The 12679-nt window shown below is 65.9% G+C and carries 15 protein-coding genes and 1 tRNA gene; 9 read left to right on the forward strand and 7 right to left on the reverse strand.

Annotation, left to right across the window (positions count from 1 at the left end):
- Positions 1–49: 49 nt before the first annotated feature.
- The 3 genes from BMY29_RS04590 (at position 50) to BMY29_RS04600 (ending at position 2150) form a co-directional block, all read left to right on the forward strand.
- A complete protein-coding gene (locus BMY29_RS04590; RefSeq protein ID WP_049990873.1) occupies positions 50–880 on the forward strand; it encodes an aldo/keto reductase in 831 nt (276 codons plus the stop codon).
- Positions 881–1043: 163 nt separating this feature from the next.
- Positions 1044–1814 carry a hypothetical protein gene (locus BMY29_RS04595; protein WP_049990872.1) on the forward strand — a complete coding sequence of 257 codons (771 nt, stop codon included), beginning with the start codon at positions 1044–1046 and terminating at the stop codon, positions 1812–1814.
- A gap of 141 nt (positions 1815–1955) precedes the next feature.
- The gene (locus tag BMY29_RS04600; protein WP_049990871.1) at positions 1956–2150 is read left to right on the forward strand and encodes a DUF7333 family protein; all 195 of its coding nucleotides are present in this window, start codon (positions 1956–1958) and stop codon (positions 2148–2150) included.
- A gap of 168 nt (positions 2151–2318) precedes the next feature.
- On the opposite strand, the gene BMY29_RS04605 is transcribed toward BMY29_RS04600, so the two are convergent.
- The 6 genes from BMY29_RS04605 to BMY29_RS04630 form a co-directional block, all read right to left on the reverse strand.
- Entirely contained in the window at positions 2319–3290 is a 972-nt protein-coding gene (locus BMY29_RS04605) for a phosphoadenosine phosphosulfate reductase family protein (protein WP_049990870.1), read from the reverse strand.
- Between the two features lie 247 nt (positions 3291–3537).
- The gene (locus BMY29_RS04610; protein ID WP_049990869.1) at positions 3538–3864 is read right to left on the reverse strand and encodes a DUF7577 domain-containing protein; all 327 of its coding nucleotides are present in this window, start codon (positions 3862–3864) and stop codon (positions 3538–3540) included.
- 118 nt (positions 3865–3982) lie between these two features.
- Positions 3983–4564 carry a DUF7110 family protein gene (locus BMY29_RS04615; protein ID WP_049990868.1) on the reverse strand — a complete coding sequence of 194 codons (582 nt, stop codon included), beginning with the start codon at positions 4562–4564 and terminating at the stop codon, positions 3983–3985.
- Between the two features lie 120 nt (positions 4565–4684).
- Positions 4685–5029 (reverse strand): glutaredoxin family protein, encoded by a 345-nt coding sequence (locus tag BMY29_RS04620; protein WP_049990867.1) that lies wholly within the window; start codon positions 5027–5029, stop codon positions 4685–4687.
- A gap of 131 nt (positions 5030–5160) precedes the next feature.
- Positions 5161–5970, reverse strand: a complete 810-nt coding sequence (locus BMY29_RS04625; RefSeq protein ID WP_049990866.1) for a M14 family metallopeptidase — start codon at positions 5968–5970, stop codon at positions 5161–5163.
- Between the two features lie 155 nt (positions 5971–6125).
- The gene (locus BMY29_RS04630; RefSeq protein WP_049990865.1) at positions 6126–6611 is read right to left on the reverse strand and encodes a DUF309 domain-containing protein; all 486 of its coding nucleotides are present in this window, start codon (positions 6609–6611) and stop codon (positions 6126–6128) included.
- Positions 6612–6712: 101 nt separating this feature from the next.
- Between BMY29_RS04630 and BMY29_RS21570 the strand changes: the two genes are divergently transcribed.
- Entirely contained in the window at positions 6713–6841 is a 129-nt protein-coding gene (locus tag BMY29_RS21570) for a hypothetical protein (protein WP_275041252.1), read from the forward strand.
- Positions 6842–7269: 428 nt separating this feature from the next.
- Positions 7270–7352 (forward strand) — tRNA-Leu (locus tag BMY29_RS04635).
- Between the two features lie 200 nt (positions 7353–7552).
- Here BMY29_RS04635 and BMY29_RS04640 read toward each other — a convergent pair.
- Complete coding sequence (locus BMY29_RS04640; protein WP_049990864.1) at positions 7553–8206, reverse strand: DUF7344 domain-containing protein; 654 nt, start codon at positions 8204–8206, stop codon at positions 7553–7555.
- A gap of 738 nt (positions 8207–8944) precedes the next feature.
- On the opposite strand from BMY29_RS04640, the gene BMY29_RS04650 reads away from it, so the two are divergent.
- From BMY29_RS04650 to BMY29_RS04665, 4 genes are all read left to right on the forward strand, one after another.
- Positions 8945–9745 (forward strand): inositol monophosphatase family protein, encoded by an 801-nt coding sequence (locus tag BMY29_RS04650; RefSeq protein WP_049990862.1) that lies wholly within the window; start codon positions 8945–8947, stop codon positions 9743–9745.
- 93 nt (positions 9746–9838) lie between these two features.
- Complete coding sequence (locus BMY29_RS04655) at positions 9839–10960, forward strand: DUF63 family protein (RefSeq protein ID WP_049990861.1); 1122 nt, start codon at positions 9839–9841, stop codon at positions 10958–10960.
- A 98-nt stretch (positions 10961–11058) separates the two neighbouring features.
- Positions 11059–11937, forward strand: a complete 879-nt coding sequence (locus BMY29_RS04660; protein ID WP_049990860.1) for an NOP5/NOP56 family protein — start codon at positions 11059–11061, stop codon at positions 11935–11937.
- A complete protein-coding gene (locus BMY29_RS04665; protein WP_049990905.1) occupies positions 11930–12568 on the forward strand; it encodes a fibrillarin-like rRNA/tRNA 2'-O-methyltransferase in 639 nt (212 codons plus the stop codon). The genes BMY29_RS04660 and BMY29_RS04665 overlap by 8 nt, the downstream gene beginning before the upstream one ends.
- Positions 12569–12679 lie beyond the last annotated feature (111 nt).

The following is a 12679-nucleotide window of genomic DNA, read 5'->3' on the forward strand; positions in this document are numbered from 1 at the left end:
CGCTACTGCAAACGCAACCCCTTTTCTCGTCGTGCCCCTCCGTTCGCCCATGATGGAAGAAACCGACCCGGAGACGTGTCCGTCGACACAGGGTATGCCGATGCTCGGACTCGGCACCTGGCAAAACGAGGACCCGGAGGAGTGTGCCGAAAGCGTCCGAACGGCCCTCGAGATGGGCTACCGCCACATCGACACCGCCCAGGCCTACGGGAACGAGGAGGCCGTCGGCGAGGGCATCGCCGCGGCGGACGTCGACCGCGAGGACGTCTTCCTCGCGACCAAGGTCTGGATCGATAACCTCTCGCACGACGACGTCCTCGAGACGACCCGGAACAGCCTCGACCGGCTGGGCGTCGACTACGTCGACCTGCTGTACGTCCACTGGCCGTCCCGGGAGTACGACGCCGAGGAGACGCTATCGGCCTTCTCGGAACTCTACGACGAGGGTCTGATCGAACACGTCGGCGTGAGCAACTTCCTCCCCGAACAGCTCGCGGCGGCCGTCGACGCCTGCGACGCCCCCATCTTCGCGAACCAGGTCGAACTCCACCCGCTGTTGCCCCAGGCGGAGATCCGCGAGGCCTGTGCCGACTACGACATCGAAGTCGTCGGCTACTCCCCGCTGGCCCGGGGTCAGGTCTTCGACCAGCCCGAGATTCAGGAGGTCGCCGAGAAACACGGCGTCAGCGAAGCGCAGGTCAGCCTGGCCTGGGCGCGGGAGAAGGGTGTCACCGCGATCCCGAAGGCAACCGGCGAAGACCATATCGGCGACAACTGGGAGTCGCTGACCGTCGAGCTCGATCAGGAGGACGTCGACGCGATCGATTCGATCGACGAGACCAGCCGCGAAGTCGATCCCGGGTTCGCGCCCTGGAACTAATCGATCGAACCAGTCACCACCCGAACCGATCGGAAACCGAAGCGAATCCGGCCGTCGGCCCGCTGAGCCGGGATTCTTTTCACGTGTGTAAGCGGTGACCCGACCTGTCTCCCGAGCGGAATAAGCAGGAAAGTTTACGGTACACCGGCTTTTTGGCTCGCGTATGGCTACCCGCTCACGACGCGGTGGCGGTGGTGGGCTCGTCGGCGCGATCAGAGCCGACGTCGAGCGGTTACACGGGGCCTGGATGGAACTGGTCTTCCCCAGGCAGCGTGGCCGCGGCCACTCCGTCATGGGCAAGTGGAAGCCCGAGACGCTCCCGCAGAAGATCGGCTACTACGGCTGGAGCACCCTCGGGATTCTCGGCTTGCTCATCCTCTATCCGCTGACCGTTCTCGGCCTCGCAACCCGCTACTACGCGGTGAAACTCGATTCGACGCGAACCCGCCTCGGGATCGTCGGTGTCACGGGCCTCGCGCTGCTCGTCTGGGGGTTACTGACGATCGCCTGGGGGGCGATGTCGTACATGGAGCAGGTCGACATCCCCCTCGACGCGGTCCTCGCGGTCGCGGCAGCGAGCGGCGTCGCGACGATTTCGACCGCGCTCGCCGCGACGTCCACGAAGGTCGGCGGCCGGAGCCTGACGGTCGTCCTCGCCTACCCGTTCGCGATGACGGCGCTGTTCCTGCCGCCGGTCGTGGCAGCGCTCGTGACGCCGTCGCTGCACCCGTACGTCCTCGATCCCAGCTACGACTTCGCGGTCTGGGTGCTCGACAACGTCCTGTTCGTCGGCGGCGTCAACGAGTACCTTCGGACGAACTTCAGCCTTGAGGGCGCGGCCTACGCCGGAATGTGGCTCGGCATCTCGTTCCCGCTTGGCTGGTTCCTCGGCGTCGTCGTCGCGCTGGCGAATCTGGTTCGCCCGTCGGAGTAACGCGCGCTCGCTCATTTTTCGAGTTCGGTTATAATCGCAGTCGCAGCCTCACCTGGCGACCGAGTCCCGGGTCCGGCGGCTCCCGGTGAGCGGACTGCCGATTTCGGTCATCATTAGGGACCCGACTGCTAACGGTCGCACATGGAGTTTGACCTCCCCACGACCGCCGCCGCGTTCATCGCGGTGATCGCGATCGGCGTCGGCGGCCTGCTCGCCGCGCCGATGATGACGATGGACACCGTCCTGATGATGGTCGCACCGTCGATGATCGTCTTCGGGCTGCTCATGCTCGGTATCGGCGTCAAATACGGCGAGTACCGCGCGACCGGCCGATAGCGACAGACAGAGACGACGCGGTCCATCGGCACGCCGGGTTGCGACCGGCTCTCAGCGGGATACTACAACGGCACTGAACAGTCCGTATCAGCGCCGCCGCTCGGCGAGCGATCGAACGGAGAAAACGGCTAGCGAACGACGCGATCGGTGCCGTCGCCGGCGACCGGCCTACATGTAGCCGAGGTCGCGCAGGCGCTCCATCAGGTCTTCCTTGTCCTGGGCGCGGCCCGCGCGCTCGGTCGTCCCCTCGAGGTCCTGGAGCCAGGCGGGGTCCTCGTCGCTCTTCTCGGTGCTGACTTCGCTGCCCAGCGAGCGGAAGCCGGCGAAGTACTTCGGCGAGATCGGGATGTCCGCCTGCGTGACGCCCTCCGGGAGGTCGTCGTCGGCCTGCGGGACGTAGCCGTCGTCCGGGTACTCGGCGACGGTGTCCGGGACGACGAAGTTCCAGAAGGCGTCCCAGACCGCGGCCTCGTCGAACTGCAGGATGGGCTGGATGCGGTCGTGGGGCGGGTAGATGTCGGGATCGTGGCGCGGCGAGAAGAACGTCTCGTCGGCGCGGGCCTCCTGCTCGTCCCAGCGGACGCCGGAGATGACGCCGTCGATGTCGTACTCCTCGAGCGCGTCGTTGAGCGCGACCGTCTTCAGCAGGTGGTTACCGACGTAGGTGTCGAGCAGGAACGGGAACGTGTCCTCCTCGTACTCGAGAATCTCGCGGACGTGGTGCTGGTTGTGCTCGGAGAGTTCCGAGATATCGATGTCGTCGCCCGGTTCGAGGTCGTGTTCCTCGGCATAGCCGCCGACGTCCTCGTTGCGCGCGTAGATGACTTCGAGGTCCCACTCGTCGGCCCAGTGGTCGACGAAGTCGTGGATCTCGTCGAAGTGCTGGAAGTGGTCGATGAAGACCGCGGGGGGTACCTCGAGGTCGAAGCGGTCGGCGACCTCCTTGATGAAGTACAGGGTAAGCGTCGAGTCCTTCCCGCCGGTCCACATGACCGCGGGGTTCTCGTACTCCTCGAGCCCCTCGCGGGTGACCTCGATCGCTTTCTCGATCTTGTCCTGGATGTGCGGGTAGTCCTCGGGATCTTCGCCCTCGCCGTCACTGTAATCGACGTCGACGTAGTCGGGGAAGTTCTCGGTCATCTCGTGTAATTAGATATAATTAGGAGGTGTAAATCCTTTGGGTCGCCGGAAAGCTCTGTCGGCATCCCGGGGTCCATCGCCGCCGCCGTGGTCGCCGTTGACGGCGGCGACGCACTCGGAGTCAGTCCGCGGACCGCGACAGCGGGCGCGATCGGGCCCGTCAGCGGACTCGGCAACTATTTCGATTCGATCCGAACGAAGCCGCCTGGCCACCAGGCGACCGGGTAGTCGATGCGGATCCATGACGTCACGACGACCGGAGCCGGTGCTGACAGCCGTGACAGTACCGCATTCCGGACCGATTCAGCGTTCCGCAGGCGGAACAGCGAACGACCGACGCTCCCTCGGCTTCGACGCCCAGTTCGTTCGCCAAGACGGCGAGGACGTCGTCGCGGGCCGCGACGTCGTCCGCCCGATCGTCTCCCCGCGTCCGCGCCCACTCGTCGATGAGATCGTCGTCCCGGAGCCGCTCGAGTCCGCGGACCAGGCCCAGAAAGCAAAGCGTCGGCGCGATCATGACGAACGCCGCCACGGCCAGGCGGCCGAGGAGCGCGTACGGTCCCGGATGGTCCATGGGCGTGGTACGTGGCTATGTATCAAACGTCTACCGCCGAGTCGTCGCCGCGTTGTCACTCGTCGGTAGACGACTACCTAGAACGGACAGGAGACCGCGTAGAAACCGCGTCGTCCGCTTAGTCCGAGATGAACTTGTTGTCCCGCCAGTTGACGCCGCCCTGACCCGAGCCGTGATCGCGCGGGCCTTCCACGACTTCGATGTCGGCTGGGCGGGGCTCGCCGTCGACGATACGGGTCGCCTCGAGTTCGCCGTCGTGATCCGCGATCGCCGTGAGCGTCCCCTTCTCCGCGGCTTCGGCGATCTCACAGAGCACGAGGAACATCTCGTACTGCAGCAGCGAGTTCTGGAGGACCGTCTCCTTGTCGCCCTTGAAGGCGGCGAACTCGACGAGTTCCGATTCTATCTCCTCTTCTTCCTCTTCGTCCCAGCGGAAGGATTGTCGCCGCTCGTCGGGGTCCTCCTCGTAGACGCGGTTTTCCGTGACGCTGGCCTTGAGCTGGGCCGTCGGCGTGTACTTGCTGACCGATTGGTCCTCGGCGACGGCCTTGAGAATGAGCGTGTTGTTACGTCGCGTGATCTCGACGTCGTCGATCCCGTCGGGGTACGTCGCCTCGTCGATGTGTTCTCGGAGGTCTTCGAGGGGCAGTTCGAGGGTGGAATGCAACCGATAAACGTGTCTGGATTCCTCTGTTGACATAGTGGGAAGTGGGTACGGCGACAGTCGTGGGTGGATAGTACGAGGGCGTGACTTATATGACCTGCTATTAAATCCGTGAGATATCAGCTCTGAGAAAGATACCTTCGGTTTCGTGACCGGTTAGGCCGTGTTGAGCGTCTCTGCGAGCTCGTCGCGCTCCTCGAGCTCCTCGAGAATGTCAGAGCCACCGACGAATTCGCCGTCGACGAACGTCTGCGGAATCGTCTCCCAGTCGCTGCGTTCCGACAGCGCCTGGCGGAACTCGTCGAGCGACTCGAGGACGTCGACGGTCTCGTACTCGTCGCGGTGGTGGTCGATCAGACCGAGCGCCTTACGGGAGTAGCCACACTGGGGCATCAGCTCCGTCCCCTTCATGAAGAGGACGACCTCGTTGTTCTCGATGGCGTCGGCGACCTGCTCGTTGACCTCCTCCTGATCGAGACCCTGGTTCGGTGGGAATTCCATATCCATTCGTATGGCGGTGAGGGGGATATGCCTTGCGTCGTCGGCACCCCACGACGGCCACTCTCGCGGCGGAACTGCCGAGCGGCGAGCACCGAACGACGACAACGCGGCCGAGCGGCGAGTAGAAGTGGTTAGTCCGACGTTGCGTCCGCCGATGCGGTCGTCTCGATGACGTCGACTTTCTCCGCCGCGTAACCGAAGACGTCCCGATAGCCGTTGGGCGACATGAGGACCGGGTAGAACGACTCGTCGGCGACCTGCTCGTCGCCGTCGGCCGCGGCGAACGACGCGCCCGCCTCGACCGCCGTGAAGTTCTCGACGAAGACCTCGTAGGTGTCCGCCTGGTCCTTCCGGATGACGTCGGTGAGCCGATAGACAGGAAGGTCGCGCCGGACCGTATCTCCCGGCAGGGCGTCGACCGCGGTGAGGAAGGCGCGGGTCAGCCGGTCCGCGTTCTCGGCGGCCGTCTCGGAGCCCTGGAGACCGCACTCGACTTCGATGGTGTCGATCGTGGAGAAGAGCCGTCCGTCCGCGAAGTTGCTCGTTTCGACCATCGCCGTCACGGGTAGCTGCGGGACGACGTCTGTCGCCGTCTCGCTGACGCCGTTGACGATGGCGAAGGGGTCGGCGTGGCTCTGCGTGGAGTGCATCGAGAAGGTCAGACAGCCCTCGAGTTCGGAGACGAGTTCGTGTGCGAGGCTGCCTTCGTGGGTCTTCGCGTCCGGACTGCCCGGGAACGCGCGGTTGAGATCCTCGTCGATGAATCGTACTTGTCGCTCCAAGGCATCTTCGTTAGCGACGATGAGTTTGACGGGCCGTTCGACGGTCGGGCGGTCGTCGAGCAATCGCTCGACGGCCCGGACGCCGCAGGGTTCGTCCCCGTGGACGCCCGCGACGACTGCGATTTCCGGCGTTCCCGACCCGAGCTGTGCAACTCTCATCACTACGTAATTCGGCTGAGAGGGGAAAGGCGATTCGGTCTCTCACGGCCGTACGCGGCCGAAATCATATACTCGGTGACAACCCACACGTGGATATTCGGTGATAACCGCACGTGGGTGCGTGCCGGAGGGAGCCGTCGATTTCGGGGCGACGCCTACTCCTCGAGCGCGTCGGCGTACTCGTAATCGACGGCCCGCGCGGTCGGTCGCTCGCCGTCGAGGGGAATCCGCCACCCGTCTATGTGCGTCGGATCGGCGAGGGCGTTGGTGAGCGCGGTCCGGACCGCGAGCACGTCGACGCCGTAGTAGTCGCGCGGAATCCCCTGAAGATACTGCAGCGCCGTCTCGAAGAGGCTCCGCATCCCGTCGTCGTTCTCGAAATCGACGTGCTTGTAGGCGCCCGCAGCGACCTGGACCATTCCGTGGCAGAACTTGCTCTCGGCGGAGCCGCGTCCGTAGTTGTACCACTCGATCTCGAAGCAGTCGTGGGACTCGTGGAACGCGCCGTCGTTGAACAGTCGGACGCCGTGGGCCGTCGCCCGGCGCAGCGTCGCGTGCTCCCAGCGACCCGCGGCCGCATCCCAGCCGGTCGGCTCTCCGGCGGGCGCCTCGACGGTCGGATCGCGGGTGTGTTCGTCCATACTTGATCGAACGCCCCTCGGGCGGGTAATTCCGTCGGTGATATCCCCGTGGAATGTGTAAGCGCCGTGTTTATTGCGGTGCAGTTCCGCACACCGAGTTGATGCCCCAACCATACGGACGGTGCCAACACTGCGGGGAGCGCCTCTACGCCCACATCGAGGGCGGCTACCAGTGCCTGAACTGCGACAGCCGGTACACCGAGACGGACCTCGAGGACCAGGCGGCCTGATCGAGACGGTCGTCAGGCTGACCGCGAATCGAGACGCCGGTCCGAGACCGGCAGGCGGTCGTGGCTCGCGCGAGCGCAGGAAGTGCAACCGCTGTAACGGCAACACAGCGGTATTGGCACTGGAAACGGCTGTTTCGAGCCGTGGCGAGACGTATCCGTATCGATGCTCCCGGAGCCCGTCCGGACCCGACACGCGAATAAGAGTGGGGCCAGGCTACTCGCGGATCCCTGCTCGTCTTCGCGGGCTTCGCCAGGCGGCGATGGCAGGACTGAAGCTCTAGTTCGTCACGGCGTTGGGACGGCGATACGAGCCGCGAAACGGCGCGTCAGCGCCGAGCGAGCGGTTAGCAGTTGCGGACGCTCCGCACGTCGCGCCGGACGCGAATCGGACGATTTAACCGCGATGAGGGTTTCAGAGTCGACTGCGTGCGAGGGTAGCCAAGCGGTCAACGGCGGCGGACTCAAGATCCGCTCCCGTAGGGGTTCGTGGGTTCGATTCCCTCCCCTCGCACTCATCACAGTGCGGCAAGACGGAGCGTCTTGCCCCCGCAAAGCTTCTGCGCGGTGGCGATCACTGTCCGAGAGACGGATCTCCAACGGCGTTACCGTTCGCTTCGGTTCAACGTGCTCTCCGGAGGCACAGTGCGTCGACGAGAGCTGATCCGACAGACCAAGCAGGACCGATCGGGAATGCGTTTTGGCACCGCTCGGTCACTCGTGATACGTCAGGGTAGTGGGCGAGGTCTCATCGGGTTCTTCCGACGAAGGGGAGGCGGGAAACGTCGCGGCGGCCGTAGCGAGCGTGAACAGGATAAGGATAACCGTCGCCAGAAACCGGCCGGTGATCGGAACCAGGCCGATTACGGAGGCGGCCAGTAGGCTACTACTCGCACCGATAGCCATCACGTAATAGTCACCGACGGCCCGCTTCAGGAGGGAGGGGGCAGGGTCGGTGTCCGAGCGGTCGTCGCTATCGCTCCGGCCCGCTATCTCGAGATACGGTCGAAAGATCTCTAGCTGGTCAGTCGGTCGCACGATTCCGCGGGATTTGTTGTACTCGATGATACCTTTCTCGTCGAGTTTCGGCAGGTGCTTTTGGTACAGCGGGATGTAGACGCGCTGGCGCTGGGTGGACGTCAGTTCCGCGACGGTCGTTTCGTGTTCGTTCGCCGCGATCACCTCTGCGATATCGCGCATCTTGACGGGGTCCTCTCTGTCCAGCAGATACCTGATGGCGTCCCGTCTCCGGTTCGTCTGAAGGATGTGAAAGATTTCGCCTTGAGAGAGTTCCGGCGGCTCGTCGGACGGCGACTCGCTGGAAGCGCCGCCCGACGAGTTGGAGGGGTGGGCTGAATTGAGCGGCATATCCTATAATCGTAGAGGAATACCACCCCACCGTAAAGCTTTCGCAAACTCTATAGAAAAATATTCCTAGATCTGTGTTAATAAAATTGCTACGATGATGTGTATTCAGGGTTGCCAGACAGTTCGCGACGGCGAGTAAAAACCGTAGTGTGGTGGAAGAGCGGCTCTACAGTATGTCATCTGTGAATCTGTTTTCTATATGGATTGTCTCGTCTCGATACGGTACTGCGCTGATACTGATAGTCTCCTAATGTATGCCACTCTCGGCGAATAGTATACGAATGAAGATCGGTACGAGAAAAGACGGACGATCAGGCCGACCGTTGCGGCGATGGCGGCGATTGCGGCGAGGCCGCCGAAGTCGGGCACGGCGTCCCGTCGACGGTGATCGTCGCGGCTGACGCGAGCGTCGCCTCGATCGCGATCGTTCGTCGTTTCGATCTGTACCGGTTCGCCAGGCCGGCGCGGCGTCCGTCGTCGCGTTCGCGAGCGAGAGGGGCAGCGTCGCGCCCTCGGGCACGCCCGAGCCGTTCACTTCGAGAACGCCGGTGCCGCCCTCGACGGTCGGAACGCCGAACCGACCGTCGGCGGTCGTCGTCTCTGCGACGACGATGTCGTTGTGCGCGGCCCGGACGGCCAGGCCGTCCCGCACCGGCTCGCCGTTGACGGCGACGGTTCCGGCGTACCGCACGGGCGGACACCACGGCCACTTTTGCGGTCGGGCCGCCGAGAGAGGGTATGAGCGCTATCGACGAATCCAGTCGCGCGGCCGTCGCCGCCGAGGCGGCACACGAGGGTGCCGCCGTCGCGGCGGACTCGTTCCGGACCGAACTCGCGGTCGAGTGGAAGGACGGCAAGACAGACGTCGTGACCCAGGTCGACCGAAACGCCCAGGAGACGGTCATCGAGGCCATCCGAGCAGCGTACCCGGACGATCCGATCGTCGGCGAGGAGGACGATGCGCTCAAGGAGGTCCCGGAAACCGGCCCGGCCTGGATCGTCGACCCCATCGACGGGACGAACAACTACGTCGACGGCATCCGCGCGTTCGGGACCGCCGTCGCGGCCGTCGCCGACGGCGAACCGGTCGGCGCCGCGACGGTCTGTCCGGCCCTGGGCGACGCCTACCGAGTCGGTCCCGACGGCGCGTTCCTGAACGACGAACCGCTCTCGGTCAGCGACTGCGACGACCCCGAGGCGGCCACCGTCTGCCCGACCTTCTGGTGGGACTTCGACCAGCGCGACCAGTACGCGGCCGCTACTCGCGCGGTCGTCGAGCGGTTCGGCGACATGCGACGGTTCGGCTGCGCGCAACTCGAACTGGCGATGGTCGCGACGGGTGCGCTCGAGGGGGCGCTGACCAACCTGCGGGCCAACCCCTGGGACACCGTCGCCGGCGTCGAACTGATCCGCCAGGCCGGCGGCGTCGTCACCGACCTCGACGGCGATCGGTGGCGCCACGACAGCGAGGGCCTGGTCGCCTCGAACGGCGAGATCCACGACGAGGTGCTCGCGGCGGCCCGCGAAATCGAGGGGTAGAACGGTTGTCGCCCGCGGTCGGTCCCGCCGGCGCTGATAGTCACGCGTACTGAAACCGGAAACGGTAAGCGGTCCCCCCTACGGGATTCGGATATGGACGACTTCATCGACCGGTACGGGGCCGAGCGCGTCTGGGCCGCGACCGTCGCGAGTCTCGCGACCATCGTGGTCCTCGGCGCCGTCCTGTTCCCCCAGCGGGTGTACGTCGAGATCATCTGGCAGTACTTCTGGGGGCCGGTCGTCGCCGACGCCCACAGCGAGCCCTGTCTCGCCTGGGCCGACGGCCAACAGGTGCCCTGTGGCGACAATGTCAGCGGCCCAACCGCCGAGCCCGGCTACACGTTCGTCTCCTACGCCGGCTACATCCCGACCCTGGTCCTGTTGCTGATCGGGGTCATCTTCCTCGTGCGCCGCCTCGAGATCGAGCGCTACCGGGCGGGCTTTTTCGCCCTGTTCCCGTTCATGCTGTTCGGCGGGGCCCTCCGCGTGGTCGAGGACGTCAACGCGACCGCCTACCAGGCGACCAATGAGATGGCCATCCAACTGCCGTGGTCCGGGTTCATCATCAGCCCGCTGATCTACTTCACGGTCTTCTTCATCGCGCTGTTCGCGGTGGTGCTCTCCGTCTGGCTCGACCGTAGGGACTACGTCTCCGGCTACGAGTACCCGCTGGCCGGGGTCGGGACGGCCGCCCTCACCCTGACGATCGGCTATCTGGCCTACACTGCGGCGACGAAACCGTACGCGGAGTTTTACCCGCTGATCCCGCTGGTCGTCCTCGTCGGCGCGACGCTGACGACGGCGATCACCTGGGTCGCGATCGAACGGTACGCGCCCGAACTCAACCGCGGCACCCGGTACATGGGGATCGTGGTCATCTGGGCCCACGCGGTCGACGGCGTCGCGAACGTCGTCGGTCTCGACTGGGCGACCGCCCTCGGCCTGCCGGCCAACCTCGTGCCGAAACACCCGATCAACCGGGCGATCGATAACACGACGGCCGACGTATTGCCCGCCGGCGTCGTCGACATTATCGGCTCCGCCTGGCCGTTCCTGTTCGTGAAGGTCGCCGCGGCCGTCTTCGTCATCTGGATCTTCGACGAGACGGTCTTCGAGGACAGCCCCCGCTACGCAATCCTGCTCATGATCACCGTCGTCGCCGTCGGCCTCGGGCCCGGGACCCGTGACATGCTGCGGGCGACGTTTGGGGTCTGACGTCGCCGTTCGCTCTTTTTCGGATCGAGCGCTCCCGTGGCCGCCGAGTCCCGACTGCGAACGGGGACTTTAATCGCCCGCGGCGGGAACGACCGAGCATGACCGATACGGACGGGTGGTTCGCGGACGCCGACCGCGACGATCCCGACGCGACGGCGACCGCGATCCGCGAGGGCAGCGCCGACGAGCCCCGCGACTGGCCCGCCCTCGCGGTCGAGGCTGGATTCGCGAGCGACGAGGACGACTACTACGACGCGCTCCGCGAGGCGACGACGGCCGCCGCACGAGCCGCCGTGACCGAGCGCGAGCGGGCCGACGACCGCCAGCTCGTCCACGCTGTGCGGGCGATGGACGACTGCAGCCGGACCGCCAACGAACTCGCCGAGCGCCTGGCCGAGTGGGCCGGCACCGTCGACCCCGACGCGGGGACCGGCGTCGAGTACGCCCGCGCCCTGGCGGCCGACGAGACCGAGACCGACGACCTCGCGGAGCCGGCGGTCCGCTCGCTCGCCGAGCGGGTGGCCGGCCTGGCCGACGAGGCCGACGACCTGCGGGACTTCGTCGAACGACAGACGCCGGCCGTCGCGCCGAACCTGGCTGCCCTCGCCGAACCGGTCCTCGCAGCCAGGCTGATCTCGTTGGCCGGCGGCTTGGAGAACCTGGCGAAGAAACCCAGCGGCACGATCCAGGTGCTCGGCGCGGAGGACGCGCTGTTCGCGCACCTGCGGGGTCACGCACCCTCGCCGAAACACGGGATCATCTACACCCACGACGCGGTGCGGGGCACTCACCCCGAAAACCGGGGCTCGGCGGCGCGGGCCCTCGCCGGGAAGCTCGCCATCGCGGCCCGCGTCGACCACTACTCGGGCGAACCGAAGCCGGAACTCGAGGCCGAACTGGCTGAGAGAATCGAGACGATCCAGGCGCGGACGACCCACGACGACGCCGAGTCCGACGGGGGTGGCGACGATGAGTGAGCCCGTTCTCCCCGACGGCGTCGAGCGCCGCGAGTTCGACGGCACCGAACGGCTGGCGACCCGCGGCGACCCCGTCTACGGCGAGCCGACGGACGGCGAGTGGCGCGCCTGGAACCCGAACCGGTCGAAACTCGGCGCGATGCTGGAACTGGGGTTGGACACCGGGCTCGCGGGCGGCGAGACGGTTCTCTACCTGGGCGCCGCGAGCGGCACGACGGTGAGCCACGTCGCCGACTTCGCCGGGCCGACATACGCCGTCGAGTTCGCCGCGCGGCCGGTCAGGGACCTCCTCGACGCCGCCGACAGCCGCGATCAGCTGTTCCCGCTGTTGAAGGACGCTCGAAAGCCGGAGACCTACGCCCACGTCGTCGAGTCCGACGTCGACGTCGTCATCCAGGACGTCGCGACGCGCGGCCAGGCCCGCGTGGCGCTGGAGAACGGGCGGTTCCTGGCCGACGACGGCCGACTCCTGTTGGCGGTCAAGGCCCGAAGCGAAGACGTGACTCGAGAGCCGGCTGCCGTGTTCGAGGCCGTTCGTGAGGACCTTTCGGAAGGGTACGAGGTTTTGGAGGCAAACCGACTCGAACCGTATCACGCTGATCACCTCGGGATCGTCGCGCGCCCGCGGTGAGTTAGCAGTGCCCGTCTCCGGGCACCGGTGCCGGACGGTGCGCGACGCGAAGCGGTCGCCCGTGACGACGAGTTCGTGTCCGACAGTGCCGAGTCGCAGACGAACAGCGGG

This window comes from Natrinema salifodinae, from assembly GCF_900110455.1.
In the GTDB taxonomy this organism is placed as follows: Archaea; Halobacteriota; Halobacteria; order Halobacteriales; family Natrialbaceae; genus Natrinema; species Natrinema salifodinae.

Bases quoted from the DNA above. Each gene is read 5' to 3' on its own strand.
- BMY29_RS04625 (WP_049990866.1), bottom strand. From the start codon at position 5,970: ATGAGAGTTGCACAGCTCGGGTCGGGAACGCCGGAAATCGCAGTCGTC.
- BMY29_RS04655 (WP_049990861.1), top strand. From the start codon at position 9,839: ATGGACGACTTCATCGACCGGTACGGGGCCGAGCGCGTCTGGGCCGCG.
- BMY29_RS04665 (WP_049990905.1), top strand. From the start codon at position 11,930: ATGAGTGAGCCCGTTCTCCCCGACGGCGTCGAGCGCCGCGAGTTCGAC.
- BMY29_RS04630 (WP_049990865.1), bottom strand. From the start codon at position 6,611: ATGGACGAACACACCCGCGATCCGACCGTCGAGGCGCCCGCCGGAGAG.
- BMY29_RS04610 (WP_049990869.1), bottom strand. From the start codon at position 3,864: ATGGACCATCCGGGACCGTACGCGCTCCTCGGCCGCCTGGCCGTGGCG.
- BMY29_RS21570 (WP_275041252.1), top strand. From the start codon at position 6,713: ATGCCCCAACCATACGGACGGTGCCAACACTGCGGGGAGCGCCTCTAC.
- BMY29_RS04640 (WP_049990864.1), bottom strand. From the start codon at position 8,206: ATGCCGCTCAATTCAGCCCACCCCTCCAACTCGTCGGGCGGCGCTTCC.
- BMY29_RS04615 (WP_049990868.1), bottom strand. From the start codon at position 4,564: ATGTCAACAGAGGAATCCAGACACGTTTATCGGTTGCATTCCACCCTC.
- BMY29_RS04600 (WP_049990871.1), top strand. From the start codon at position 1,956: ATGGAGTTTGACCTCCCCACGACCGCCGCCGCGTTCATCGCGGTGATC.
- BMY29_RS04650 (WP_049990862.1), top strand. From the start codon at position 8,945: ATGAGCGCTATCGACGAATCCAGTCGCGCGGCCGTCGCCGCCGAGGCG.
- BMY29_RS04590 (WP_049990873.1), top strand. From the start codon at position 50: ATGATGGAAGAAACCGACCCGGAGACGTGTCCGTCGACACAGGGTATG.
- BMY29_RS04595 (WP_049990872.1), top strand. From the start codon at position 1,044: ATGGCTACCCGCTCACGACGCGGTGGCGGTGGTGGGCTCGTCGGCGCG.
- BMY29_RS04620 (WP_049990867.1), bottom strand. From the start codon at position 5,029: ATGGAATTCCCACCGAACCAGGGTCTCGATCAGGAGGAGGTCAACGAG.
- BMY29_RS04605 (WP_049990870.1), bottom strand. From the start codon at position 3,290: ATGACCGAGAACTTCCCCGACTACGTCGACGTCGATTACAGTGACGGC.
- BMY29_RS04660 (WP_049990860.1), top strand. From the start codon at position 11,059: ATGACCGATACGGACGGGTGGTTCGCGGACGCCGACCGCGACGATCCC.